The sequence below is a fragment of the Parabacteroides sp. AF19-14 genome (assembly GCF_003635485.1).
GTDB classification, from domain to species: Bacteria; Bacteroidota; Bacteroidia; order Bacteroidales; family Tannerellaceae; genus Parabacteroides; species Parabacteroides distasonis.
Genome location: NZ_QTMJ01000013.1, coordinates 114,414 through 139,174 on the forward strand (window position 1 = coordinate 114,414; position 24,761 = coordinate 139,174).

Annotated in this window: 24 protein-coding genes; 14 read left to right on the plus strand and 10 right to left on the minus strand. The window is 45.2% G+C overall.

The window, feature by feature from the left end:
• Positions 1–16: 16 nt before the first annotated feature.
• Together DWX33_RS14020 and DWX33_RS14025 are read right to left on the minus strand one after the other, a co-directional pair.
• Complete coding sequence (locus DWX33_RS14020) at positions 17–223, minus strand: heavy-metal-associated domain-containing protein (protein ID WP_122268614.1); 207 nt, start codon at positions 221–223, stop codon at positions 17–19.
• 15 nt (positions 224–238) lie between these two features.
• Positions 239–2,452, minus strand: coding sequence for a cation-translocating P-type ATPase (locus DWX33_RS14025; protein ID WP_122380573.1), 2,214 nt, complete (start codon positions 2,450–2,452; stop codon positions 239–241).
• Positions 2,453–2,667: 215 nt separating this feature from the next.
• On the opposite strand from DWX33_RS14025, the gene DWX33_RS14030 reads away from it, so the two are divergent.
• The gene (locus tag DWX33_RS14030; protein WP_005857314.1) at positions 2,668–3,117 is read left to right on the plus strand and encodes a YhcH/YjgK/YiaL family protein; all 450 of its coding nucleotides are present in this window, start codon (positions 2,668–2,670) and stop codon (positions 3,115–3,117) included.
• 53 nt (positions 3,118–3,170) lie between these two features.
• Here DWX33_RS14030 and DWX33_RS22600 read toward each other — a convergent pair whose 3' ends face one another.
• Entirely contained in the window at positions 3,171–3,311 is a 141-nt protein-coding gene (locus DWX33_RS22600) for a hypothetical protein (protein WP_005857316.1), read from the minus strand.
• 135 nt (positions 3,312–3,446) lie between these two features.
• Here DWX33_RS22600 and DWX33_RS14035 point away from each other — a divergent pair, with 135 nt between their 5' ends.
• The 7 genes from DWX33_RS14035 to mobV all read left to right on the plus strand — a co-directional run bounded on the left by DWX33_RS14035 (position 3,447) and on the right by mobV (position 12,609).
• On the plus strand, positions 3,447–4,625 hold the full coding sequence (locus DWX33_RS14035) for a Xaa-Pro peptidase family protein (protein WP_009017302.1): 1,179 nt from the start codon (positions 3,447–3,449) through the stop codon (positions 4,623–4,625).
• Between the two features lie 43 nt (positions 4,626–4,668).
• Complete coding sequence (locus DWX33_RS14040; protein ID WP_022192594.1) at positions 4,669–6,369, plus strand: alkaline phosphatase; 1,701 nt, start codon at positions 4,669–4,671, stop codon at positions 6,367–6,369.
• Positions 6,370–6,629: 260 nt separating this feature from the next.
• Entirely contained in the window at positions 6,630–7,865 is a 1,236-nt protein-coding gene (locus DWX33_RS14045) for a site-specific integrase (protein WP_016564205.1), read from the plus strand.
• Positions 7,866–7,883: 18 nt separating this feature from the next.
• Positions 7,884–8,273, plus strand: coding sequence for a hypothetical protein (locus tag DWX33_RS14050; protein WP_016564204.1), 390 nt, complete (start codon positions 7,884–7,886; stop codon positions 8,271–8,273).
• A 310-nt stretch (positions 8,274–8,583) separates the two neighbouring features.
• Positions 8,584–9,825: a primase-helicase family protein gene (locus DWX33_RS14055; RefSeq protein WP_016564203.1), complete on the plus strand. Its 1,242-nt coding sequence runs from the start codon at positions 8,584–8,586 to the stop codon at positions 9,823–9,825.
• 254 nt (positions 9,826–10,079) lie between these two features.
• Positions 10,080–11,048 carry a toprim domain-containing protein gene (locus DWX33_RS14065; protein WP_016564201.1) on the plus strand — a complete coding sequence of 323 codons (969 nt, stop codon included), beginning with the start codon at positions 10,080–10,082 and terminating at the stop codon, positions 11,046–11,048.
• 193 nt (positions 11,049–11,241) lie between these two features.
• Positions 11,242–12,609: a MobV family relaxase gene (mobV, locus tag DWX33_RS14070; protein WP_022508104.1), complete on the plus strand. Its 1,368-nt coding sequence runs from the start codon at positions 11,242–11,244 to the stop codon at positions 12,607–12,609.
• Positions 12,610–12,698: 89 nt separating this feature from the next.
• Here mobV and DWX33_RS14075 read toward each other — a convergent pair whose 3' ends face one another.
• Positions 12,699–13,925, minus strand: coding sequence for an MFS transporter (locus tag DWX33_RS14075; RefSeq protein ID WP_016564142.1), 1,227 nt, complete (start codon positions 13,923–13,925; stop codon positions 12,699–12,701).
• Between the two features lie 691 nt (positions 13,926–14,616).
• Here DWX33_RS14075 and pyrB point away from each other — a divergent pair.
• The 4 genes from pyrB (at position 14,617) to DWX33_RS14095 (ending at position 17,398) form a co-directional block, all read left to right on the plus strand.
• Positions 14,617–15,537: an aspartate carbamoyltransferase gene (pyrB, locus tag DWX33_RS14080; RefSeq protein WP_005857322.1), complete on the plus strand. Its 921-nt coding sequence runs from the start codon at positions 14,617–14,619 to the stop codon at positions 15,535–15,537.
• A gap of 12 nt (positions 15,538–15,549) precedes the next feature.
• Positions 15,550–16,014, plus strand: a complete 465-nt coding sequence (pyrI, locus tag DWX33_RS14085; RefSeq protein ID WP_005862713.1) for an aspartate carbamoyltransferase regulatory subunit — start codon at positions 15,550–15,552, stop codon at positions 16,012–16,014.
• Between the two features lie 90 nt (positions 16,015–16,104).
• Positions 16,105–16,671, plus strand: coding sequence for a flavin reductase family protein (locus DWX33_RS14090; RefSeq protein WP_122297254.1), 567 nt, complete (start codon positions 16,105–16,107; stop codon positions 16,669–16,671).
• 4 nt (positions 16,672–16,675) lie between these two features.
• A complete protein-coding gene (locus DWX33_RS14095) occupies positions 16,676–17,398 on the plus strand; it encodes a porin family protein (protein ID WP_005857327.1) in 723 nt (240 codons plus the stop codon).
• A gap of 9 nt (positions 17,399–17,407) precedes the next feature.
• Here DWX33_RS14095 and DWX33_RS14100 read toward each other — a convergent pair whose 3' ends face one another.
• Positions 17,408–18,682 carry a hemolysin family protein gene (locus DWX33_RS14100; RefSeq protein ID WP_005857328.1) on the minus strand — a complete coding sequence of 425 codons (1,275 nt, stop codon included), beginning with the start codon at positions 18,680–18,682 and terminating at the stop codon, positions 17,408–17,410.
• A gap of 168 nt (positions 18,683–18,850) precedes the next feature.
• Between DWX33_RS14100 and pheS the strand changes: the two genes are divergently transcribed.
• Together pheS and crcB are read left to right on the plus strand one after the other, a co-directional pair.
• Positions 18,851–19,870 carry a phenylalanine--tRNA ligase subunit alpha gene (gene pheS / locus DWX33_RS14105; RefSeq protein WP_005857329.1) on the plus strand — a complete coding sequence of 340 codons (1,020 nt, stop codon included), beginning with the start codon at positions 18,851–18,853 and terminating at the stop codon, positions 19,868–19,870.
• A gap of 70 nt (positions 19,871–19,940) precedes the next feature.
• Entirely contained in the window at positions 19,941–20,327 is a 387-nt protein-coding gene (crcB, locus tag DWX33_RS14110; RefSeq protein WP_008779782.1) for a fluoride efflux transporter CrcB, read from the plus strand.
• A 70-nt stretch (positions 20,328–20,397) separates the two neighbouring features.
• On the opposite strand, the gene DWX33_RS14115 is transcribed toward crcB, so the two are convergent.
• From DWX33_RS14115 to DWX33_RS14135, 5 genes are all read right to left on the minus strand, one after another.
• A complete protein-coding gene (locus tag DWX33_RS14115; RefSeq protein ID WP_122380574.1) occupies positions 20,398–21,174 on the minus strand; it encodes a glycosyltransferase in 777 nt (258 codons plus the stop codon).
• A gap of 2 nt (positions 21,175–21,176) precedes the next feature.
• Complete coding sequence (locus tag DWX33_RS14120) at positions 21,177–22,487, minus strand: UDP-glucose/GDP-mannose dehydrogenase family protein (RefSeq protein ID WP_122380575.1); 1,311 nt, start codon at positions 22,485–22,487, stop codon at positions 21,177–21,179.
• A gap of 139 nt (positions 22,488–22,626) precedes the next feature.
• Positions 22,627–23,031 (minus strand): HEPN domain-containing protein, encoded by a 405-nt coding sequence (locus tag DWX33_RS14125; RefSeq protein ID WP_005857332.1) that lies wholly within the window; start codon positions 23,029–23,031, stop codon positions 22,627–22,629.
• The gene (locus tag DWX33_RS14130; protein ID WP_008778387.1) at positions 23,028–23,342 is read right to left on the minus strand and encodes a nucleotidyltransferase domain-containing protein; all 315 of its coding nucleotides are present in this window, start codon (positions 23,340–23,342) and stop codon (positions 23,028–23,030) included. Before DWX33_RS14130 ends, DWX33_RS14125 begins: the two co-directional genes overlap by 4 nt.
• A 141-nt stretch (positions 23,343–23,483) precedes the next feature.
• Entirely contained in the window at positions 23,484–24,761 is a 1,278-nt protein-coding gene (locus DWX33_RS14135) for a hypothetical protein (RefSeq protein WP_048928444.1), read from the minus strand.

Below are 24,761 nucleotides of genomic sequence, written 5' to 3' on the forward strand. Positions count from 1 at the left end.
CATCCGATCGCTACGACTACAAGGCGCTAGCCTTGAAACCGGCCTCCGATACGGCTGAAAGAATGGTCTCCGCCGGAAGATCGGTTGTTATAGTCAATGTTTTATCCGGGGATTTCAAGTCGATCGACCATGCGTCCTCTTTTACTAATTTATTCAACTTAGTGCCGATAGCCGCCACGCATCCGCCACATTTAGCGTTTGTCTTAAATTTTAATGTTGCCATATCTCTATTTGTTATTTAAAGTTTACTCCATTTCAACCGTAAGCTGTTTAATACCACCGACACGGAACTGAAAGCCATCGCGGCGCTCGCCAACATCGGGTTCAGTAACAGTCCGTTCACCGGGAATAAGACACCCGCCGCCAATGGGATTCCGATCAAGTTATAGATAAATGCCCAGAATAAATTCTGATGGATCGAGCGAACCGTACGTTTCGACAGGCGGATCGCATCCGGCAATAACATCAAATCCGAGGTAATCAACGTGACCATCGCCACATCCATGGCGATATCCGTTCCCTTACCCATCGCAATGCTCACATCCGCACGGGCCAAGGCTTGCGAGTCGTTGATACCATCCCCCACCATAGCCACTTTCCTTCCGGCGGCTTGCAAGGAACGGATATACTCCTCCTTATCGCTCGGCAAGACATCTGCCTTATAATGACGGATATCCAGCATGGCCGCAACGGTCTCGGCGGTCCGTTTTCCATCGCCGGTCAATAAATGAACCTCGATACCCATTTCTTTCAAGGCCTCTACCGCCTCTCCCGACGTAGGTTTCAACCGATCCGAAATAGCCATGACCGCAAGCAATTCCGATTCCCAACCGTAATAAACGATACTCTTGCCATCCTCTTCCCACCGGATGATTTCCCGCCCAGCCTCGGGCGGAACCATCGCCTTGAAGGTTTCCAAAAAGCCTTTGCTTCCTACCCAATACGTCACGCCATGTACCTGCATTTGGATACCACGCCCCGTTACGCTCTCGAAACTATCAGCGTCGATCTCCGTGGCCTCCGTTCCTTTCAACCATGAGAGGATAGCGGACGCCAAAGGATGCTCAGACTTCATCTCGGCGGTATAAAGGATATCCAGCATATCCCGGCTCGCCTCCGATACCCAGAAAGAGTCGGTCACCTCGGGCACGCCCTCGGTCAAGGTCCCGGTCTTATCCAGCACGACGGTATCCACCTTACAAAGGTTTTCCAAGGCAAAAGCGTCTTTGATCAATATATGATGCTCGGCGCCTTTACCCATCCCGACCATCAAGGCAGTTGGCGTAGCAAGTCCCAACGCACATGGGCAAGCGATCACCAATACCGATACCGCCGATAAGAGAGCGTACGAGAAGTACCCGCTTCCTCCTACTACCAGCCAGACGATAAAAGTAAGTATCGCCAATCCGACAACGATCGGTACAAATATACCACTTATTTTATCAACGATACGCTGCACGGGCGCCTTACTTCCTTGAGCGGCTTGTACCATCTGTACGATTTGCGATAATACGGTAGCGCTCCCCACCCCGGTCGCCTCCATCAAGAAAGCGCCCTTTTGATTGATCGTCCCGGCCAAGACCCGGTCGCCTTGTGATTTCACGACAGGGATCGGCTCGCCACTCAACATGCTCTCATCCACGGAAGAGGAACCTTGAGACACCGTGCCGTCCACCGGGATCTTCTCACCGGGACGGACACTGACAAGATCTCCCATTCGCAAGAACGAGATAGAGACCTCTTCCTCCTGACCATCTCGCACACGACGGGCGGTTTTAGGCTGCAATCCCATCAAGCTCTTGATAGCGGAAGAAGTGCTGTTCTTCGCCCGCTCCTCCAGAAGTTTACCCAACAGAACGAACGCTATGATCACGCCGGATGCCTCATAATAAACATGCGGCTCCAATCCTTTCTCATACCAGAACTGCGGATATACGGTATTGAAGAAACTGAACAGGAAAGCGATCGAGGTACTCAACGCCACCAATGTATCCATATTGGCGCTACCGTGCAACGCATGGCGCACGCCGTTCACGTAGAACGACCGCCCGAACACGATCATAATCACCAAGGCCAGCGCCATCATGATCCAGTTACCGCCGGGCGTATGCATAAACACCATTCCCAGCAGGGCCAGCGGAATGGAAAGTACCCACGCCCCGATCGTATTCCGGCGTAGCTTCCGGTAATGCTCTCGTGCCATCTCTTCCTGTACCGCCGTCGGATCCTCTACCTCCACGACCAAATCGTATCCGGCCTCCTGCACGGCCTCTCTCATTTTCTGAGGAGTAATCAAGGATGGATGGTATTTGACGGAAAGCGTATTCGCCGCGAAATTCACCGATGCCTCCTCCACGCCGGGAAGTCCCTTCATCGTATTCTCTACGTTATTGGCACATACGGCACAACTCATCTCGAGAACCGGTAGTATAATTGTCTCCAAATCTTTCATAGATCGTATCACCTGTTTAGTTATATATAAATGAATAACAAAGATACGATAAATATGATTGCAACCAGATTGCAAACTTTACGAAACAGTATTTACGTACGTTAAGAAACCTAGGAACTTAATAGATTTATTTGAGAAATATGACTATTATTTAACAGGGAAATACCCGACATTTGTAACGATTTTCAAACCAATTACTAAAACTTAATAACAATATGATTCTAGACTCACTTGAGAACTCTAAGCGGATCGAATGTATCCATCCGCTGTTTAAGCAGGCTTTTGACTATGTTAAGTCTACTGATTTTTCAAAAATGGAAGATGGTAAATACGATATAGCGGACGCTGGTTTCACGGTTAGCATCGCCAGCCTCTTCGGAAAGGAGAAGTCGGAAGCGGCCATCGAGACCCACAAGAAATTTATCGATATCCAATTCCCCTTATTGGGCGTAGAGAAAATCGGATGGAAACCGGGAGATCAATTACTAGAGGAGTCCGTTCCATACAACGAGGAGCAAGATATCGCCTTTTATATCGACAAACCTACCGCCTATACGAAAATCTATCCCGGACAATTCGCCATTTATTTCCCGGAAGACGGGCACGCCCCGGGTATCGGCCAAGGGAATATCCGGAAGGTGGTTATCAAGATCCCGGTCCAATAGTATCGAATACCCTATTTGTTCCGCAAGAATAACCAGCTGAATACTTATATATTCTATATCGGATCTACTTCTATTCTACAAACCACGGCGTGGTCTTTGTAAACCACGCCATGATCTGTAAAGACCACGCCGTGGTTTATAGGATTCACGACGAGAATCAAGGAATAGATACAGATACGATTATCTTTATTCATAAGAAGATTTCCCTATTCAACCGTATATTCGCATATATGCGTTTGTAATACTTTATTCACCTCAAATCCACTTAAATCTCGTAAATTCTTGTTACCTTTGATGCCCGGTACAAAATAAAAGTAATACAAAGGAAGATGATTTCAGAAGAATTGAAGAACGACCTAAAGATAAAATGGGATCGGATGAGAGATGGTATGGCAAAAATGGGTATGGATGCCTGTTTGCTTACCGTAGATGTAAATCTTTATTATACGACAGGACAAATCTATAGTGGTTATTTTTATTTGCCGGTAGACGGTGAGCCGTGGTTCTTGATCAAGCGACCGAACGGGCTTTCAGGACATCAAGTGGAATACATCCGTAAGCCGGAAGACATCCCACCCTTATTTGCGGAACGAGGAATTAAGATGCCGAAAAGACTCTTATTAGAGGCAGATGAGTTAACTTATAATGAATATATCCGTTTACAAAAGGTATTCCAACCGGAGGAGGCCGGTAACGCCACCGCTTTCATGCGAAACCTTCGCCGGGTAAAAACCCCTTGGGAGATCGGGCAATTCCGTATCGCCGCCCGCAAGCACGAGGCTACTTATAGCGAGATCCCGGAATGCTTCCGTCCCGGTATGACAGACTTGGAGTTTCAGTACGAGATCGAGAAACGTATGCGCAAGAACGGCTCGATCGGTCTTTTCCGTGCTTTCGGAGCCAATATGGATATCTATATGGGTAGTATTCTCGCCGGGGAAAACGCCGAGACCCCATCCCCTTTTGATTTCGCTTTGGGCGGAGGCGGCATAGACGCTTCTTGTCCGCTAGGCGCTAACGGTACTTTATTAAAAGAAGGTACCGCTATCATGGTGGATATGGCCGGCAATTATACGGCTTATATGACGGACATGACCCGTGTCTTCTCCGTAGGCCGCCTGACGGAGGAAGCATATCGGGCGCATCAAGTGGCCCTTACGATACAACAGGAGGTGGAAAACGCTACCCGACCGGGAACCGCTTGTTCGGATTTATATAATATAGCGGCGAATATCGCTAAGAAAGAAGGTCTTTCGGCTAACTTTATGGGAACCGAGCAACAGGCTAAATTCGTAGGACATGGCATCGGTATACAGATCAATGAGCTACCTGTGCTTACCCCTCGCTCAAAAGAGGAGCTTTTACCGAATATGGTGTTCGCCTTGGAGCCCAAATTCGTGATCCCGGGTGTCGGTGCCGTGGGTATCGAGAACAGTTTCCTTGTAACGGAGACGGGCGTGGAGAAGTTGACACGGTTCAACGAGGAGATCATCCCACTTGGAAATTAAGATTTAATAGAAGAATTTGTTATACATTATTAAATTAAAGCACATGAAAAAAACATTAGCTTTTCTACTTTTGCTGGCTATTATCATTATGCCGGCCAATGCCGTGGAAAAGGAGAACGTGAAGCCTGTCAAGAACGTGATTCTCTTAATCCCGGACGGAACCTCATTGGCGACTATCTCTATCGCCCGTTGGTTGCAATGGTACCAAGATCCCAGCAAACCGAAATTGAACATCGACCCGTATTTGTGCGGAACGGTGCGTACGCATTCTTCTAACGCCCCTATCGGCGACTCCGCTCCTACTACATCATGCTACATGACCGGACAGCCGAGCCGTACGGGTTATGTATCCACTTACCCGGAGAACGACGGTGATAACGATATCTACCCGACCGACCCGGCCCGTGCCTTCCAACCGCTTACCACCGTATTGGAGGCTGGAAAGATGTTGCAGGGCAAAGCCACGGGATTGGTTTTCACTTGCGAATTCCCGCACGCTACCCCGGCGGACTGCTCCGCTCATAGCTACAACCGTGGTAAATACGACTGGATCGCTCCGCAGATGGTTCATAATGATATCGATGTCGTTATCGGTGGTGGAGTTTCTATCCTTACAAAGGATATGGAAGATTATCTATTGGCGAACGGATACAATGTTTATAAAAATGACTTGAAAGGTATGCGTGCCGATAATAATCAGAAGATGTGGGCTTTATATGGCAACAAGGAAATGGCTTACGATATCGACCGCAATCCGGAAGAGCAACCTTCTATCGAGGAAATGACTCGTAAGGCGATCGACAAATTATCCAAGAACCCGAATGGTTTCTTCTTAATGGTAGAAGGCAGTAAGGTAGACTGGGCCGCTCATGGCAATGACCCGGTAGGTATGGCTACCGATTTCTTGGCATTCGATCGTGCCTGCGGTGCCGCATTGGAGTTCGCACGCAATAACGGCGAGACTGCCGTTGTCATCGTACCCGACCACGGAAACAGCGGTATCAGCTTAGGTAGAAGAGATTGTAAAGGTTACGATAAATTGACGAAAGACCAATTGTTCCACCAATTCTCCCTGTATAAATTGACCGCCGAGGGTTTCGCCAACAAGGTAAACAGCGTTCCTAACTCAGAAGTGCAAAACGTATTCCGCACCTACGCCGGCTTCGAGCTGACTCCGGAAGAGATGAACGCGTTAAACAATTGCAAGGATTATAAGAATAGCCCGATACCGGAAGACCAACGCAAACCGGAAGATAATTCCTCCATGTACAGTGGCTCGTTAACCGGATTGATGGCGCATATCATCACTTCCCGCACTTGCTTCGGTTTCACGACCGGCGGCCATACGGGCGAGGAAGTATTCCTAGCCGCTTACCATCCGCAAGGAACCTTACCCCTAGGTATGAATACGAACATCGAGCTGAATGAGTACTTATGCAATTTGTTCGGATTGACACACGAAAACTTGGAAGATCTTACAAACAAGAACTTCGCACGCCACACGGACGTATTCGAGGATTACACTTGCGAGATCGTCCCTGCCGCCGACGAGAAAGGTTCTCCAACCTTGATCGTTAAGAACAAGAAAGATAAGAAAAAACAGCTAACGATCACCCCGTTCTCCAATATCGTGAAGTCCGGGAAGAAAGGCCAAGATGAGATACGGTTAAACTCTGTCGTCGTTTATGTCGATAAAAATAACACGTTCTATCTTCCGGCAAGTCTAGTTGATTTCTTAAAATAAACACCTAACGGAATAGCAAATTTGAGTAAAGCGTAGCGAACAGACTGAAAAAGCGTTCGTTACGCTATATTTTTCTCTTGTTCAAAAGCCAAGAAGAGACAGAATATGGACAAACGCAGCAAAAGTTCAGTTACTTTATCATTACCCGTGCGATGATGCAAATTTCTTGCGAAACCTAAATTTTGCATCGTTTGGCGTTATGTGTCGTATCTGTCGGTAACTCACTATGAATTAATTTTGTAACCAAAAAAAAGTGAGTTATGAGAAGTACATTTAAGGTATTGTTCTACGTGAAGAAAGGCAGTGAGAAACCCAACGGCAACCTGCCTTTGATGTGTCGCATTACGGTGGACGGAGAGATTAAGCAGTTCAGTTGCAAGATGGATGTTCCCTTGCGCCTGTGGGACGTGAAGAACAACCGTGCTTCGGGTAAGAGTGCCGAAGCGCAAAGAATCAACCGTGCCGTTGACAAAATCAGAGTGGAGATAAACCGCCGTTATCAAGAGTTGATGCAGACGGACGGTTATGTCACTGCTGCCAAGTTGAAAGATGCCTATCTCGGCATCGGTATCAAACAGGAAACCTTGCTAAAACTGTTTGAACAACACAACAGCGAATTTGCCAAGAAAGTGGGACACAGCAGGGCAAAAGGAACATTCCGACGTTATGTTACCGTCTGCAAGCACATCCGTGAGTTCCTACCCCATACCTACAAGCGTGAAGATATTCCGTTAAAAGAGTTGAACCTCTCGTTCATCAACGACTTCGAGTATTTCCTGCGTACTGAGAAAAAATGCCGCACCAATACCATTTGGGGCTACATGATTGTGCTGAAACACATTATTTCCATAGCGAGGAATGACGGTCGTCTGCCGTTCAATCCCTTTGCAGGGTACATCAACTCTCCCGAAAGCGTGGACAGAGGGTATATTACGAGAGAGGAGATACACACAATGATGAACACCGATATGCCCGACAAGACACACGAGCTTGTCAGGGATTTATTTCTGTTCTCCACCTTTACAGGTTTGGCATATTCCGATGTCAAGAACCTTACGGAAGACAACCTGCAAACATTCTTTGACGGAAATCTGTGGATTATCACCCGAAGAAAGAAAACTAACACGGAATCCAATATCCGATTGTTGGATGTTCCCCGAAAGATAATAGAGAAGTACAGGGGTATGACAAGAGATAATAAAGTATTCCCCATGCCGAGTAACACGACTTGCAACAAGAAGCTGAAAGCCATTGCCAAGTTGTGCGGTATAAAAGTCCACTTGACCTATCATGTAGCAAGACATTCGGCAGCGACCACTGTGCTGTTATCCAACGGAGTACCCATTGAAACCGTCAGCCGACTTTTGGGACATACCAACATAAAAACGACCCAAATTTACGCAAAAATCACAGCCCAAAAGATTAGTCAGGATATGGAAACATTGTCGCACAAACTGGAGGATATGGAAAAGAACATTTGCAATGCCATTCAGTAACCCTTAAATCAAACGATAATGAAAGAGGAAAGAAACATCATAACAATGAACGAGTTCGGCAATGTAGTTATGCCGAAAGATATACAGGCAACCGCCATGAGTGAGTGGGAGCTTTGCGAGTTGTTCAATGTAACCGCCCCGACTATCAGGGCAGGGATAAAGACACTCTGCAAGAACGGCATTCTGAATGAGTGTGAGATAAGGCATACCATCCGACTGTCCGACAAGTGCAGCATGGAGGTTTACAGCCTTGAAACGATAATCGCCCTTGCGTTCCGTATCGGCACATACAGTGCGAAGCAGGTGCGCAATGCCGTTCTTGAAAGACTGTACTTGCGAAAAGAGAAAACAAGCATCTTCTTTTCGCTGAACACCAACGGCATAGCCAAAGCCGAATACTTCTCGTAGCTGAATTGGTTGCACGACTGACGGAATCCATTCATTCAGTCACGAATAGAGTAATCAAGCCAGCGTGTCAGCATATAATCTGACCGACATATCAACAGGAACTCCAATTTTTTCTCCCGAAAAGCGTAATCCCCACATTCGTTTTTTGGGAGTTTTTTCGTCTGTCCTGCCCGACTTCCGTTCCAAACCATTGAAAGTTTTTTCTTCGGGGGCTATTTGTCACCGTTCTGCCGCGTTTTGCGTAACAACTTATCCGATAAATGCTTATACTTTTGTAGCTGGTATTTTTCAAACTTAAAACCATTTGATTATGTCAGCTAACAAACAACAAGACAGCCACAGACCGCCATCGGATGGTGGCATGGCAAAGGAGGAATTCATCCGAGTGGGGACTACGCTTTACAAGATTGTGGAGCAGCCCAAACTGAACGGAGGGTATGTAAGGAAACGCATAGCATGGAACAACGAAACCCTGCGCCAAGACTACGGCAAGGACTACATCGGCAGCGTTCCCAAGTATGACGGCTTCTGCACCGTACCCGAACACATCGGCTACCATCCCGTGGTCGGCAAGTTCCTTAACCTCTATGAACCGATAGACCACCAACCTAAAGAGGGCGATTTCTCGCATATCCAATCTTTGGTAGGTCACATCTTCGGGGAGCAATACGAGTTGGGCATGGACTACCTACAACTGCTCTACTTGTACCCCATTCAAAAGCTGCCTATCCTGCTGTTGGTATCAGAGGAACGCAACACAGGCAAAAGCACATTTCTGAATTTTCTAAAACTCCTATTTCAGAACAATGTAACCTTTAACACCAACGAGGATTTCCGTAGCCAATTCAATTCCGACTGGGCCGGCAAACTGCTTATCGTGGTGGACGAGGTGCTGCTCAACCGTAGGGAGGACAGCGAGCGGTTGAAGAACCTAAGCACCACACTTTCCTACAAGGTGGAAGCCAAAGGCAAAGACCGTGACGAGATAGCGTTTTTCGCCAAGTTCGTGCTATGCTCCAACAACGAGTACTTGCCTGTAATCATTGATGCAGGGGAAACACGCTATTGGGTACGCAAGATAGACCGCTTGCAGTCTGATGATACCGACTTCCTGCAAAAGCTGAAAGCGGAGATACCCGCCTTTCTTCATTTCCTGCAACACAGAACACTATCCACCGAAAAGGAAAGCCGTATGTGGTTTGCTCCATCGCTGTTGCATACCGAAGCCTTGCAGAAGATAATCCGCAGCAACCGTAACCGACTGGAGATAGAGATGCACGAGCTGATACTTGACATCATGGATAGTGTCGGCACGGACACATTCTCGTTCTGCTACAACGACATTCTTCTGTTGCTGGTACACTCGCAGGTAAAAGTGGAGAAGCACCAAGTCCGAAAGGTGTTGCAGGAGTGTTGGAAACTTACGCCTGCACCCAACGGACTGACCTATACCACCTACCAATTCAACTACAATCGGGAGTGTCGGTATGAGCCTGTAAAACGGGTCGGTCGTTTCTATTCTGTCACGAGGGAACAACTTGAATCCCTGTAATATCATTCTTTTTTTTGTTGAATTGATGAATAAGGATATAACTATGCTGACAATAAACAATATACACTCTCAACAAAATCTCAACAATCGAAAAGAGAAGTTGAGAGAGGAACAGCACCCGATTGTTGATTTCTCTTTTGGCGAGTGGTTTGTTGAGAAGATGTTGAGCAAATATCTTTCTGTAAATAAATGTGTTATATAAGCCATTCAACAAATCAACGTTTTTACAATCATCATCAAATCTATAGAATATCATGAACATACAAGAAGTTAAACAAATCAGAATCGCAGACTATCTGCAAAGTTTGGGTTACACGCCCGTCAAGCAACAGGGCAGCAGCTTTTGGTACAAATCACCGCTGAGAGAGGAAACGGACGCATCTTTCAAGGTAAACACAGAACTCAACAAATGGTACGATTTTGGACTTGGCAAGGGCGGTAACATCATCGCATTGGCAGCGGAACTCTACCATACGGAAGATGTAACCTGCCTGTTGAAGCGCATAGAGGAACGGACACCATACATCCGCCCTGCATCGTTTTCTTTTGGCAAGCAGCAATCCGACAACCGCACTTATCGGGTATTAAGAGTTGGCGAGCTGTCATCACCTGCGCTCATTGCCTATCTGCAAGAAAGGGGGATAGACATTGAACTCGCCAAAAGGGAGTGTAAGGAACTGCGGTTTGAGAATGCCGACAAACCCTATTTCGCCATCGGCTTCCCGAATATGGCAAGAGGGTATGAAGTGCGTAATAGATACTTCAAGGGATGTGTCGCCCCGAAGGACATCACCCATATCCGACAGCAAAAAGAGCCACGAACCGTCTGTTATCTTTTCGAGGGCTTCATGGATTATCTCTCGTTCCTGACCATCCGAGTAAAGAACAATCCGCAACACCCACGATTGAATGCACAGGATTACGTCATTCTCAACTCCGTTTCCAACCTCTCGAAAGCGGAAAGCATATTGGCAACCTATACCCGAATCGGCTGTTTCCTTGACAATGACACAGCAGGACGGAACGCATACGCCAACCTGCAACGGATGTTGGGTGACCGCTTGCAGGATATGTCGGTTCACTATGCAGGGTATAATGACTTGAACGAGTACCTGTGCAAAAAACTCTTGTCCCAATCGACAGAGCCGATAAAGGAGGAGAAGCAAGTACAATCCGCAAGGCGGATGATGCAGCCACCGAAAAAGAAAGGGCTGAAAATATAGAGGGGAACAGGTTCGCTTTCCCAAGGGTATTTAGACAGAAATACCATAGCTCAATAGGGCGTTTTCTTCACGCATTACACGGTAATGCTAAAAACTCCCTATCGAGCCAAAGGGAAATCCCTTTGGAAACCCTGAGAGCCAATGCCACAGGCAGAGAATACACTCATAACAATAACCGTAAAAATCAAACTACATGGGATATTTTTCATTGGACATAAAGAAAGCAAAAGGTTCATCGGACACCGTACAATCCGACCATATAGAGAGAAGAATCATACCTAAAAACGCAGACCCGACAAGAACGCATCTGAACAGGGTACTTATAGAATACCCCGATGGCGTTCATGGCAGGGATGAAGCGATTGCCCACAGGCTGAACACGGCAGGCATCAAGCGGAAGATTACACATGACCAAGTCCGTGTAGTCCGAGTGGTTCTGTCGGGAACACATGAGGACATGATGGACATACAGGAAAACGGAAGACTTGACGAATGGTGCAGCGACAGCATCCAATGGCTGCAAGCCACATTCGGCAGGGAGAACGTGGTTGCCGCCCATCTTCACATGGACGAGAAGACACCGCATATCCATGCAGCCATTGTTCCCATCGTGACAGGTGAAAGGCGCAAAGCCAAGAAAGAGCAGGAAGACGGCAAACGGAAGTATCACAAGAAAGCAAATACCGTCCGTTTGTGTGCCGATGACCTGTTCAACCGTCAGACCTTGATTGCGTACCACGACAATTATGCAAGGGTTATGGCTAAATACGGATTACAGCGAGGTGTGCGAGGTTCCGAAGCACGGCACACCACCACGACACAGTATTATCGGGACATACAGAAAAAGAACGCTGCCCTTGATGCAGAAAACAAGCGGTTACAGGAGCAGAAAACCGAAACCGAACAGGAACTCAGACAAGCCAAGAAAGAGGTACAGACCGAGAAACTGAAAGGTGCAGCCACCACCGCAGCGACCAACATAGCTGAAAGTGTCGGTTCTCTTTTCGGGAGCAACAAGGTCAAGACTTTGGAAAGGGAGAACACCGCCCTGTATCGGGAAGTTGCCACCCATGAGGAAACCATTGAGATACTGCAAAACCGCATACACACGATGCAAACCGAGCACAACCGCCAGTTGTTGGAAATACAGCAGAATCACCGTAAGGAGATGGCGGAAAAAAGTGTCAGACACAAAGATGAAGTATCAGGTTTGAAACGCATTATCGAAAAGCTGTGTGCATGGTTTCCTATGGCAAAGGAAATTATGAGAATAGAGAGCCTGTGCCGCCTTGTCGGGTTCAATGAAAGGCAGACCACGACATTGACTTATGGTAAGCCTTTGATATACGAGGGCAAACTTTATTCGGAGGAACATAATCGGAGTTTTACGACAGAAAGAGCAGGCTTTCAAGTGGTGAAAGACCCTGCGGACAAGTCTAAACTGACACTCGTAATCAACCGCCAGCCCATAGGCGAATGGTTCAGGGAACAGTTCGACAGGCTACGGCAGAGCATACGACAGCCAATTCAACCACAAAGGAAAAGTAGAGGAATTACATAAGTAGTTAAAACAGATTGCAATAAGCCTCCGATAATCGTATTTCCCTATCAGAGGCTTATTGCTGTTTAGATTTAGTTACGTTTCATAAATCATGATTTTTGTTTTTGATTGTCGACCTTTCTAAGTTGTGGAAGACATAAGGCTATTATAGCGAGAAGCAGAATAGCCATACCTGAGAACAAAAACCAACGGTTTACCCCGATTTGGTCTGCAAATGCACCCGACACTACCAACCCAAGCGGCATGGCAAACGACATGATGCTGCCAAGAAGTCCGAAAACACGCCCTAAATACTCGGGTTGTATCTGTTCTTGAAATAGCGCGGTCTGTACTCCATTATAGAATGGGGCAGAAAAGCCCATCAACGTACAACATATCGCAAATATCATAAAACCATTGGTTGGTAGCAAGCCGGAAACAGTCAATGACACTCCCATAAGAAAGATAGAGCCGATGATATTTGCCATGCGCTTTTTGAAACCTCCCCATGCGCCCAATAGAAGTCCGCCCAACAACATACCAACTGCAAAAACAATTTCCACCACGGAAGCATGCAAGGTACTTCCCTCGAAATAATTCATACTCATCAGCGGAAATAGCGCATTGATTGGCATATAAATGAACATATTGATTGCTCCTATCCAAAGCAATGTGAAAAGAGCTTTATTTTGTCGTATTGCGTTATAGCCAATGCGCAGTTCGGTGAAAAAGTTTTCTTGCTGCAGCGCTTCAATCGGTTGTTTTGGGATGTGAACCATTGCAACAGTGATACAGGCAATTATTGCTCCGAATACGTCAAGGGCAACCGCAGAATTCAACCCCCATTTTGCATAGAGAAAAGCGGCAATTGCCGGACTTAGGATGAAACTTGCCGATTGGATGGACTGGGTGTAGCCGGCACATTTGACTAACTGTTCTTCAGGCACTAAAAGAGGTGTTACCGCACTTAACGCAGGGGAATGGAATGCAGTGCCAACGCTTCTAATGAAGAGGATGAGCATTACTATCCATACAGGTAGTTCCGCTGACAGGGAAATTACGGTAAGTACCAGTCCAGCACAAGCTATGATGACATCTGCACCAATCATGACCATTTTCCGGTTCCAGCGGTCAACAAGTACTCCGATTGCAGAACCTAAAACCGCTTGAGGTAGAAACCCAACCAAGGTCGCCATTGACAACACCATCGCAGACCCTGTTGTATTTGTCAGATGCCAGATGATGGCCATTTGAAGAACCCCACTTGTTATCAGGGACACAGCTTGCCCCGCCCATATTGTATAGAAATCTTGTTTCCAATTTCTGATTTTTTCCATTTGAATTTTTCCTTTTATCTTTTGAATGTTTCTTGATTTTATAGCACAAAAAATCTCTCGACAAGCCTGAAATAGCATGCCGGATTACAAAGACAATGACATTCAAATCGAATTAATTAGATTTGAATGTGGAAAAATTACCAAGGTTTATGATATGCAATATTAACGGTGTTTTTACCTGTTAATATTGTACAATTGTTCATAATCATATTGAAAACCACTATATATGTTGCGACTTATCTTAATTGGGATGGTATTATATGCACACCGAATCCGCTGCAAAGTTACAATAAATTATTCGATTTTTGCACTAACTAAAGTAAAGAATTTCAATGCTTCCTGAATTTTGCCTTTCCTTTTTTATCCAAATCTGCAAAAAATAACGGCATAAGCAAATAGGTATATATCGAAAGGCAAAAAATGGCGAATACTGTTTGTATTGGATACTATATCAAAGATTTGTCGTATCTTTGCACCTGAAAGAGTTATTTGATAGTAAAACACCGCAAAACGCTGAAAATCGCACGGTTTCCTAGTCGTTACCATTACTTTTCAGATACTCCGTTAAATGTTTATTCATCAAACGGTTAGACGAAACCGTTCAGAATTTAAAATAAAATATAAAGCGGAGGCCCTTCGGTCTCCGCTTTTTTTATACATTCGCGTACATAAGACAGAATATACACAACCTATGAAAAGTAAAAGTTTAGTTTCTATCGATCAATGTTCCAAAGAGGACATTCTTCGTATTCTGGATAACGCAAGGAAGTTTGAGGAGAATCCGAACCGGAAATTACTGGAAGGCAAAGTCGCCGCCACCCTGTTCTTCGAGCCCTCTACACGTACGAGACTGAGTTTCGAGACAGCTGTAAACCGTTTAGGTGGACGGGTGATCGGTTTCTCGGACGCTTCCACGACTAGTTCCTCCAAGGGCGAGACCTTGAAAGATACGATCTTGATGGTAAGCAATTACGTGGACTTGATCATTATGAGACATCATCTGGAAGGAGCCGCCCGCTATGCTTCCGAGGTGACGGATGTCCCTATCATCAATGCTGGTGACGGGGCGAACCAACATCCCTCGCAAACCATGCTGGACCTGTATTCCATTCGCAAGACACAAGGCAAGCTGGATAACCTCACCATCACGATGGTCGGCGATTTGAAGTATGGCCGTACGGTTCACTCCTTGATCGTGGGAATGTCTCACTTCCATCCGACCTTCCACTTCGTCGCGCCGAACGAGCTGCGCATGCCGGACGAGCAAAAGAACTTCTGCGACAAGCACGGACTCAAATACGAGGAGCATACCGATTTCACGGAAGATATCATCAACCAGACGGATATCCTTTATATGACCCGTGTACAACGTGAGCGTTTCACAGACTTGGAAGAGTACGAGCGGGTAAAGAACGTGTATATCCTGCGTAACGACATGCTGAGAAACAGCCGTGAGAACCTGCGTATCTTACATCCGCTACCCCGTGTGAACGAGATCGCTTACGATGTAGATGACAATCCAAAGGCTTATTACATCCAGCAGGCACGCAACGGGCTGTTCGCACGCCAAGCTATCATTTGCGAAGTTTTAGGTATATCTATCGACGAATAAAAACGAAGTTTTATGTCAGCAGAAAAGAAAAAAGAGTTGCAGGTAGCCGCTTTAGAGAACGGTACCGCCATAGACCATATTCCTCCCAGCCAATTATTCAAGGTAGCCTCTTTACTGGGACTGGAGAAAATGAACAATACGATCACGATCGGCAATAATTTCCATAGCAACAAGATGGGATGCAAGGGTATGATCAAGATCGCCGACAAGTTTTTCGAGGAGGACGAGATCAACCGTATCGCCATGATCGCCCCGAATATTATATTGAACATTATCCGTGATTATGAGGTTGTAGAGAAGAAGACGGTTACTTTACCCGACGAGCTGATTGGCTTGGTCAAATGTAACAATCCGAAATGTATCACCAATAATGAGCCGATGCTTTCCCGCTTCCACGTGATCGACAAGGAGAAGGGAACCATTAAATGTCATTATTGCGAACGTAAGATTAATAAAGAAGACATAATCATTAGATAATTGAAAATTAAGAATTGAGAATTGAGAATTAGCTTTACGGAATCTTTAATTCTCAATTCTCAACTCGCAATTGTAAAAACTGCGTTTTATATGAAGCACGATTGGAAACCGGGAACCATGATCTATCCATTGCCAGCCGTAATGGTGAGTTGTGGAAATGAGCCTTCCGAGTACAATATAATAACAGTCGCATGGGTCGGTACGATTTGTACGAATCCGGCGATGTGCTATATATCCGTACGTCCGGAACGATTCTCTTATCCGATCTTGAAGAAGAATATGGAATTCGTCATCAACTTGACGAATCGTGAGCTGGCCTACGCCACGGATTGGTGCGGGGTAAACTCAGGGAAAGACCATCATAAATTCGAGGAGATGAAGCTCACTCCCGGAAAAGCGACCGTCGTTAACGCCCCTACGATAGACGAGTCTCCGCTTTGTATCGAATGCCGGGTAAAAGAGGTAATCGCTCTCGGAAGTCATGATATGTTTATCGCTGATGTCGTAAACGTACAGGCCGACAACCGATATCTAGACCCAGAAACAGGGGCTTTTGATATGCAGAAAGCGGATCTTTTGGCTTACTCGCATGGTAAGTATTACGGGTTAGGTGAATTTGTCGGTAAATTCGGCTGGTCCGTGAAAAAGAAAAAATAACGGTATGAAAAAAGTCTACCTTATAGGAGCGTTGCTATCTTTCGGTCTGTTAGCAGAAGCCCAGAGTTTCATGCGTTTCGAGGACAAGGCATTCAACTTTGGAGCCAAAGTGGGATTCAACGCTACTTTCCCAGTCATAAACTCCCTTTCCATCAATGGGAAGGAAGCGGAGAATATAGACATCGAATATAAGGTAGGTTATCTGGCCGCGGTCTTTTGCCGGGTCAATATCGAACGGTTCTTCCTCCAGCCAAGTTTCTCATGGCATCGCTCTGAGGGAAATATCCGTTTTTCCATACCTCAAAGTTTGCCGGAAAATAATATGATGTCCAATACATCGGCAACTACCGACCTCTTGATGATGAAAACCAGTTCCTTAGAGGTTCCCATAATGGTAGGCTATAACCTAGTGAAGAAAGGGCCTTACGGACTTAGCCTTATGGTCGGCCCCAAATTAAAATACAACTATAAGATCGCCTATACGGTAGAGTCTTCCACCACGCATGTAGAATACGTGAATGACAACACCCCGTTCGGAGTCAATATCGCTACGGGTGTAGGGGTTAGCATCGGACGGCTATTCTTCGACTTTGTCTATGAGTTCGGATTGAATCAAGTGGAATCCGATTTCGAGAAAGTCAACAACCCGGTTCCCGAGATTAATTATGATATCAATATTGACAAGCGAACGAACGTGATGAGTATCTCACTCGGCGTACTCTTCTAAAAAGACATTTTACCCATTTTTCAAGTACTTGACCAAAACCTTATCGATCCGGGCGCCATCCATATCTACGATCTCGAACTCAAAGTCCAGCCACTTTAATTTCTCACCCGTCTTCGGTACACGTTCCAATATCTCTAGGATCAAGCCGCTCAAGGTATTATAATCATGCTCGGCATACAAATCCTCCATGTCGAAATATTCCAAGAAATCATAGAAAGAATATTGGCCGTCCACCAACCAAGTACCATCCTCACGTTGTATGATCTCGGACTCCTCTCCGACTTCCGGTACTTGCCCGATTAAGCCTTCCATGATATCCTTCAAGGTTACGATACCTTGAATGCCTCCGAACTCATCTGTAACGAGTCCATATTTCACGTGTGTCTGCTTGAAAGATTCCAAGGCGTTATATACGCTCTGGTTCTCGGGAACGAACTGTGCCGGGCGAAGTACTTGGTTGATCGAGAAATCCGGTTGGTCGATCCTTCCGAACAAATCTTTCAGATAAACGACCCCTACTATATTATCGAACTTCTCCGAAGCCACGGGATATATATTAAATAAATTCTCCTCCACTTTCTCCCGAATCTTCTCCGTACTATCCGTCACATCCAGCCAAACCAGCTCGCTACGATGCGTCATGATAGAACCCACGTTACGGTCTCCCAGATTAAAGACCCGCTCTACGATGTCCTGCTCTACCTCTTGCACCTCGCCACCATCAAAGCCCTCTTTCACGATCGCCTTGATTTCTTCCTCTGTTACCCTATTTTCCTCTTTCGTATCCACGCCCGTCATCTTCACAGCCAACGCCGTACTCTTTGATAGTAACCAAACAAAAGGAGAAGATATCAAGGAAAGAAAATTCATGGGTTTAGCAACTAACATAGAGACCTTCTCGGCACACCCCATGCCGATCCGCTTCGGTACCAACTCTCCGAATATAAGTGTAAGATACGTCACGATAATAACGATCGTCGTTTTAGCGATCCCCAACGCATACGGTTCTAGGGCCGGTATTTGCGCTATTATAACAGCGAAATTATGAGCTAACGCCTCGCCAGAGTACAAACCGGTCAAGATACCGATCAAGGTAATTCCGATCTGGATGGTTGAGAGAAACTTATCCGGCTCATTTGCCAGCTTCAAAGCAGTACCCGCAGATTTATTACCACGTTTCGCTTCGGTTTCCAACCTAGCCTTCCGGGCCGAGACCAAAGCGATTTCCGACATCGCAAGAATTCCATTCAGTAAGATAAGGCCAATAATAATGACTATTTCCATTAATTAATTTATAGTTTGATTATGCTGCGAAGATATATAAATACTTTAATATATAAAACAAGACACCTAAGTGTCTGCGCTTACATTTAACTAAAAAACCTTACGAATCCCTTGCGGTTTCAAAAGAAAGGCGTACTTTTGCATGACAAATACAAAGTGTGATTAGAAATGCTCGATAAAATTAAGGCTCTGCTTCAAGAAGTAGAGAATATGAAAGCGGCAAATGCCGAGGAACTAGAAGCTTTACGTATAAAGTATCTCAGCAAAAAAGGCGAGATATCGGCGTTGATGAATGATTTCCGTAATGTAGCGGCTGATCAAAAACGTGAGGTTGGCAAATACTTGAACGAACTAAAGGAAACAACCCAGAGCAAGATCAACGAATTAAAAGAAAGCTTTGAGAATGTACAGACCGCAAACGATGATATCGATTTGACTCGTACGGCTTACCCGATCGAACTAGGCACTCGTCATCCTCTATCACTTGTAAAGAAAGAAATTTGCGATATATTCGGACGGTTAGGATTCAGCATCGCTGAGGGACCGGAAATCGAGGACGATTGGCATGTCTTCTCTTCCTTGAATTTCGCCGAGGACCATCCTGCCCGCGATATGCAAGATACGTTCTTTATCCAGCATAACCCGGATGTATTGCTTCGCACACATACTTCTTCCGTACAGACCCGAGTAATGGAAAAGCAAGAACCGCCTATCCGTATCATCTGTCCGGGACGTGTATATCGTAATGAGGCTATCTCCTATCGTGCTCACTGTTTCTTCCATCAAGTAGAAGCGTTATATGTAGATAAGAACGTCTCATTCGCCGACTTGAAACAAGCCTTGTTGTTCTTCGCCAAGGAAATGTTCAGTCCGGATACAAAAATTCGCTTGCGTCCTTCTTACTTCCCGTTCACGGAGCCATCCGCCGAGATGGACATCTCCTGCAACATTTGTGGAGGTAAGGGTTGCCCCTTCTGTAAAGGAACCGGTTGGGTAGAGATCCTCGGTTGCGGTATGGTAGACCCGAACGTGCTTGAGAACTGCGGTATCGATAGCAAGGTTTATTCAGGCTACGCGTTGGGAATGGGTATCGAGCGTATTACCAATTTGAAATACCAAGTAAAAGACTTACGCATGTTCTCGGAAAACGATGTTCGTTTCTTGAGACAGTTTGAGTCGGCCAATTAAATTGAAAACCTAAATCATTTACCATCTCCCCGGGCCTTAACCTAGCCCGGGGGAAACACACTAGGTTGATATGATAAAGGTTTTTCTTTTAATAATAGGAGGAGCTATCGGATCTGCGCTACGGTTCGGAGTTTCCACGTGGGTGCAACGATCGATGCTTTACTCCTTTCCTTTTGGTATCTTGTCGGTCAATGTGATCGGCTCCTTTTTAATCGGCTTCTGCTGGAGTATAGCGGAAGCCTATAATTTTTCTATCAATACAAGAGCTTTCCTATTCACTGGTCTTTTCGGTGGTTTCACGACTTTCTCTTCTTTCGCTCTCGACACGATGGTACTTATGCGTACCGGAGAATACAAGATGGCACTACTCAATGTACTTGCCAGTAATATCCTTGGTTTGATAGCGGTCTTCCTTGGGATCATACTTGGGAAGAATATCATTACAATGATCAAGTAAATAAATAAAAAAACACGGCACAAGTCAGTCATGACAAGGCCGTGTTATATCGAATAAAGCTGTTTCCAAATTATCTATTTACTAACCTCAAGAATACTTTCTTAGAAAAATAAGAAGGTAAAAACAGAATAAAGAAATACAGATACGAAGCCATCGGGGAATATCCGAGAACCGTTCTATAAACACGTAAATTATACTTTATGAGAGACCATTTATTCCGAGAGATAGAACTTGAGTGAATTCGGTAAATCGCCAATGGCTCTTTCAAGCCGTAAGCGACCTCACAACGCCTAAGTATGGTAAGCCATAACCCCCAATCTTGCCGTTTACGTAATTCCGGCATAAAGACCTTTCCCACTTTCTCCGTATCATAGACAGCGGTCAAGCAGCCAATCCCATCATCACACCGCATAGAGAAATAGGTCTCCCTTCTTTTTCCGATAACAATGCTGGAAATCTTGCCACTCTCGTCGCAAGTCATATACGAGGTATAAGATAAGGCACAATCCTTCCCTCGCATAAAAGCCAACTGTTTCTCCAGCTTTTCCGGGCACCATCGATCATCACTATCGCAAAAAGCGATAAATCGTCCTTTGGCCTCCGAGATAGAGCGATTCCGGCAAACACCCGCCCCACAATTCTTTTCTAACCGGAACAACTTAATACGGGAATCCCTTTGAATATACCGCTCTATGATCTCAACAGAACGATCCGTAGAGCAATCGTCGGTAATCAACAGCTCCCAATTAAGATAAGTCTGAGAAAGAATCGACTCAATGGTTTCCGCTATAAAAGACGAAGAATTATAAGAAGGAGTAATAATGGAGACCAAACCGAAATTATCCATAACTATTTTCCGATACATTCATAGGTAAAGCCTAGCTCACCCAATTCCTTTGCGTCATAGATATTGCGACCATCCAGCAGCAAAGGTTGCCTCATCACTTTCTTGATCACGGCCCAACTTGGCAAGCGAAACTGTTTCCACTCGGTCAACAACAACAATGCGTCTGCATCGATTACCGCCTCATACATATCCTTCGCGTAAACAACCCGATCAGCAACTCTACGTTTGCACTCGCCTATCGCCACAGGATCAAATACCTTGACCACGGCACCCGCTTTCCGTAAAAGATCAATCATCACCAAAGAGGTAGCCTCACGCATATCATCCGTCTCCGGCTTGAAAGACAAGCCCCAGAGAGCGATCGTTCTCCCCTCCAAAGAGTCAAAATGTTTTCTAAGCTTCGTATAAAGGATCGTCTTCTGACGTTCATTCACCTCCTCCACGGCCTTTAGCACTCCCATCGGATAGCCATTCTTTTCCGCCGTCTTGATAAGAGCCTTCACATCCTTCGGAAAGCAACTGCCTCCATAGCCACATCCCGGATACAAGAATTTATTACCGATTCGACTGTCCGAACCGATCCCCTTCCGGACCATATTCACGTCAGCGCCAACCAACTCGCAAAGATTCGCTATATCATTCATGAACGAGATACGAGTAGCCAACATGGAATTTGCCGCATACTTAATCATCTCCGCCGAGGGAATATCCGTAAAGATCACCCGGAAATTATTCAGGAGAAACGGACGATAGAGCTTGCTCATCATCTCCTTCGCCCTCTCCGACTCCACACCGACCACTACCCGGTCCGGACTCATGAAATCCTTGATGGCCGCACCCTCCTTCAAGAACTCCGGATTCGAGGCCACATCAAAGGGGATATCCATCCCACGTTTACTCAACTCCTCTTGAATCGCAGCCTTTACCTTCCGTGCCGTACCCACGGGAACCGTACTCTTGGTTACCAATACCGTATATTTCTTAATATATTGGCCAAACGTACGAGCGACCTCCAGCACATAACGCAGGTCGGCTCTACCATCCTCATCCGGTGGCGTACCCACGGCGCTAAAAACGATATCCACGTTATCCAGACAAGAGGCCAGATCCGTCGTAAAATGAAGTCTGCCTTCCTTGGAATTACGCAATACCATCTCTTCCAACCCCGGCTCATAAATCGGGATATTCCCCTCCAACAAGCCATTTATTTTCTCCCGGTTGACATCCACGCAAGTGACATCAACCCCCATCTCGGCAAAACAAGTCCCGGACACCAGGCCTACGTAGCCGGTGCCGATAATTGCGATATTCATAAGTTATAAGATTATATATTTCAGGAAATCTATAGAGAAGTAGTCAAGTTTTGGTATACGTATATTACGCATATCAAGCCAAATGATATGCGATATTCAATTTTTTAAACTATTTACGGCAAAGAAGACAAGGATAGCCTCATGCTTTTCCCTCTATCAACGAAAGCAAGGTATTCAAATAATTATCAACAGAATCCATCAAGGGAAGAATCTCATTGGCATCGATCACAATCCAATCATCATAATCCCCACTTTGTCTCAACTCAAATAGTTTACTATAAAAACGTCCCAAGTCTTTACTGATTATTCCTGTACTTACAAAATGAAGACCTAATAAACGAATCACTCCTGAATGCGTAGAAGCCTGAAAGCCATTTTTAATTAACAGTGCCGTGGTCATATAATAACAAGCATAATACATTCTATTAGCGGCCGCATGCCAATAACCACACTCTACGATCCCTTTGGTTTCCTCCCAAGTATCAAAAGCTCTAGCCTTTCTTGCTATAACAAGGGCTTCCCGTTCTTCATCTGTTAGATTCATAGTTCTATACCATCTAATTCCACATTCTTGAAAAAAGGAGTACCTTTACGTTTCATCCATTCAGTAAAGGTATATAACTTAGTGCTAAAATATTCGCCAAATTGCCATCCTAGGTCGATTAAAGGATAGGCATAGGTATCAAAATCCGCAGAGGTTATCTTTTCCTTGTCCAACAATATTAGAATATCCCAATCCGATTCATCATGGACATCTCCACGGGCTTGCGAACCAAACAAAAAAACCTTTGTTCCAGCTGGCATCACTTGCTTTATCAAAGCCCTAAGAGAATATAATATATCGTCCTTCCTCATTGTTGTACAAAATAAACATATTATCATACGATCGATCATATTGATTTACAGCCATCGCACGATAGTTACCACCACAAATATACTTACTTTTAGCTAGGCCACAAATATTCTTCTTGATTTTTATCGTATAAGACACCTTGCCTACATAGCCGGTACCGACAATGGCATTATATACAACCCCCGTTTTCCAGTACGAGGCGAATCAAAGCATAGGTACTTTCCAGAAGGGGATACTCTGGGATGTAAATCGCAAGCTATATGGCATTTAAAATCTTTCGTTTGAAACTCTTTGGGAGAATAGATACTTAGCAACAAATCCGCACTTTGAGTATTGATATCAGCCTTATAGATTTTTGCCATCCTATATTTATCCGGATAAGTATCCGCCACAAAAGACGTATCCGAGATAAAGGACTGATGACCATCCGAATTCAACACATCCCCTACTATTATTTGATAATGATCTACATCTTTCATGTCATACAATACATGACAACTGTTACCATTTATAATGCAAGACGCTATCAATTGATTCCTGTTATTCCATACATAATGAGAACCGGACTCTTGAGTAGGTAAGGTAATAAGTCGCCGATCACGCAAATCATAAACCATGATCTTGGTATGCCGCCTCATATAATCCCCATCGGTTGGTATTTTTCGGTATAAGAAAGAAAGATACCGACCGTCTTTCGAGAACTCCGAATGGGTTACAAAATGCATATAGCCCTGCCTATAGGATTCATCTTCCATCTGTGCCAATTCAGACAAAGAGATAAGCAACTCTGAAGTATTCTCCTTTAAATCCACCAAGAACAAACCGCTATCTTTAGGTGCCGGATCATCCAATTTCCCTCCATCCCGATAAGGATAACCATACCCGGGCATACAACGCTCCAAGCGCTCATAACTAAAAGAAGAAGCCAAAGATCTTTGCTCATCTTGATAGACCGCATCAATCGGGCAGTCTATTACTTGGTATTCCCCTGTCGATAAATCATGAATCTTAGACACAAGCCGATTCGCTATCGCCGTATTATAAATCATCCGGTTCTTATCCAACCATTGCAGCCTGCATCCTTTATGATAATTCCATGCGTAAGAGGTATCCACCCTATGAAAGTCCTTTATAGAGCCTTGTTCCAAATCAAAATATCCGACATCCAGTCCATCAGACGGTAAAGGCATACGTAAATCCAACCTATTTTGATTCGCCAATAGCTTGGTCTCATCAAAAGAAAAAGGCGTGACATCGTGAAATCCGAAAAAGAAGCCTTCCCGGTATTGATAGGGAGAGGCGAAATACTCCTTCTTCCTTGGCAGCAAATCAAATATGCCTTGATACATATTCCGCACGAACTGCTTTAAGGCTGGATTTTTACGGACGAGGTTATAGATGGTAGATTCTAGTTTATTCAT

Excerpts from the sequence above, each read along its gene's own strand:
- pheS (WP_005857329.1), top strand. The coding sequence starts at position 18,851 with ATGCTCGATAAAATTAAGGCTCTGCTTCAAGAAGTAGAGAATATGAAA.
- DWX33_RS14055 (WP_016564203.1), top strand. The coding sequence starts at position 8,584 with ATGTCAGCTAACAAACAACAAGACAGCCACAGACCGCCATCGGATGGT.
- DWX33_RS14075 (WP_016564142.1), bottom strand. The coding sequence starts at position 13,925 with ATGGAAAAAATCAGAAATTGGAAACAAGATTTCTATACAATATGGGCG.
- DWX33_RS14030 (WP_005857314.1), top strand. The coding sequence starts at position 2,668 with ATGATTCTAGACTCACTTGAGAACTCTAAGCGGATCGAATGTATCCAT.
- DWX33_RS14045 (WP_016564205.1), top strand. The coding sequence starts at position 6,630 with ATGAGAAGTACATTTAAGGTATTGTTCTACGTGAAGAAAGGCAGTGAG.
- DWX33_RS22600 (WP_005857316.1), bottom strand. The coding sequence starts at position 3,311 with ATGAATAAAGATAATCGTATCTGTATCTATTCCTTGATTCTCGTCGTG.
- DWX33_RS14065 (WP_016564201.1), top strand. The coding sequence starts at position 10,080 with ATGAACATACAAGAAGTTAAACAAATCAGAATCGCAGACTATCTGCAA.
- DWX33_RS14090 (WP_122297254.1), top strand. The coding sequence starts at position 16,105 with ATGAAGCACGATTGGAAACCGGGAACCATGATCTATCCATTGCCAGCC.
- crcB (WP_008779782.1), top strand. The coding sequence starts at position 19,941 with ATGATAAAGGTTTTTCTTTTAATAATAGGAGGAGCTATCGGATCTGCG.
- DWX33_RS14020 (WP_122268614.1), bottom strand. The coding sequence starts at position 223 with ATGGCAACATTAAAATTTAAGACAAACGCTAAATGTGGCGGATGCGTG.
- DWX33_RS14035 (WP_009017302.1), top strand. The coding sequence starts at position 3,447 with ATGATTTCAGAAGAATTGAAGAACGACCTAAAGATAAAATGGGATCGG.
- DWX33_RS14115 (WP_122380574.1), bottom strand. The coding sequence starts at position 21,174 with ATGGATAATTTCGGTTTGGTCTCCATTATTACTCCTTCTTATAATTCT.
- DWX33_RS14125 (WP_005857332.1), bottom strand. The coding sequence starts at position 23,031 with ATGAATCTAACAGATGAAGAACGGGAAGCCCTTGTTATAGCAAGAAAG.
- DWX33_RS14040 (WP_022192594.1), top strand. The coding sequence starts at position 4,669 with ATGAAAAAAACATTAGCTTTTCTACTTTTGCTGGCTATTATCATTATG.
- DWX33_RS14025 (WP_122380573.1), bottom strand. The coding sequence starts at position 2,452 with ATGAAAGATTTGGAGACAATTATACTACCGGTTCTCGAGATGAGTTGT.
- pyrI (WP_005862713.1), top strand. The coding sequence starts at position 15,550 with ATGTCAGCAGAAAAGAAAAAAGAGTTGCAGGTAGCCGCTTTAGAGAAC.
- DWX33_RS14130 (WP_008778387.1), bottom strand. The coding sequence starts at position 23,342 with ATGAGGAAGGACGATATATTATATTCTCTTAGGGCTTTGATAAAGCAA.
- DWX33_RS14135 (WP_048928444.1), bottom strand. The coding sequence starts at position 24,761 with ATGAATAAACTAGAATCTACCATCTATAACCTCGTCCGTAAAAATCCA.
- DWX33_RS14120 (WP_122380575.1), bottom strand. The coding sequence starts at position 22,487 with ATGAATATCGCAATTATCGGCACCGGCTACGTAGGCCTGGTGTCCGGG.
- DWX33_RS14095 (WP_005857327.1), top strand. The coding sequence starts at position 16,676 with ATGAAAAAAGTCTACCTTATAGGAGCGTTGCTATCTTTCGGTCTGTTA.
- mobV (WP_022508104.1), top strand. The coding sequence starts at position 11,242 with ATGGGATATTTTTCATTGGACATAAAGAAAGCAAAAGGTTCATCGGAC.
- DWX33_RS14100 (WP_005857328.1), bottom strand. The coding sequence starts at position 18,682 with ATGGAAATAGTCATTATTATTGGCCTTATCTTACTGAATGGAATTCTT.
- pyrB (WP_005857322.1), top strand. The coding sequence starts at position 14,617 with ATGAAAAGTAAAAGTTTAGTTTCTATCGATCAATGTTCCAAAGAGGAC.
- DWX33_RS14050 (WP_016564204.1), top strand. The coding sequence starts at position 7,884 with ATGAAAGAGGAAAGAAACATCATAACAATGAACGAGTTCGGCAATGTA.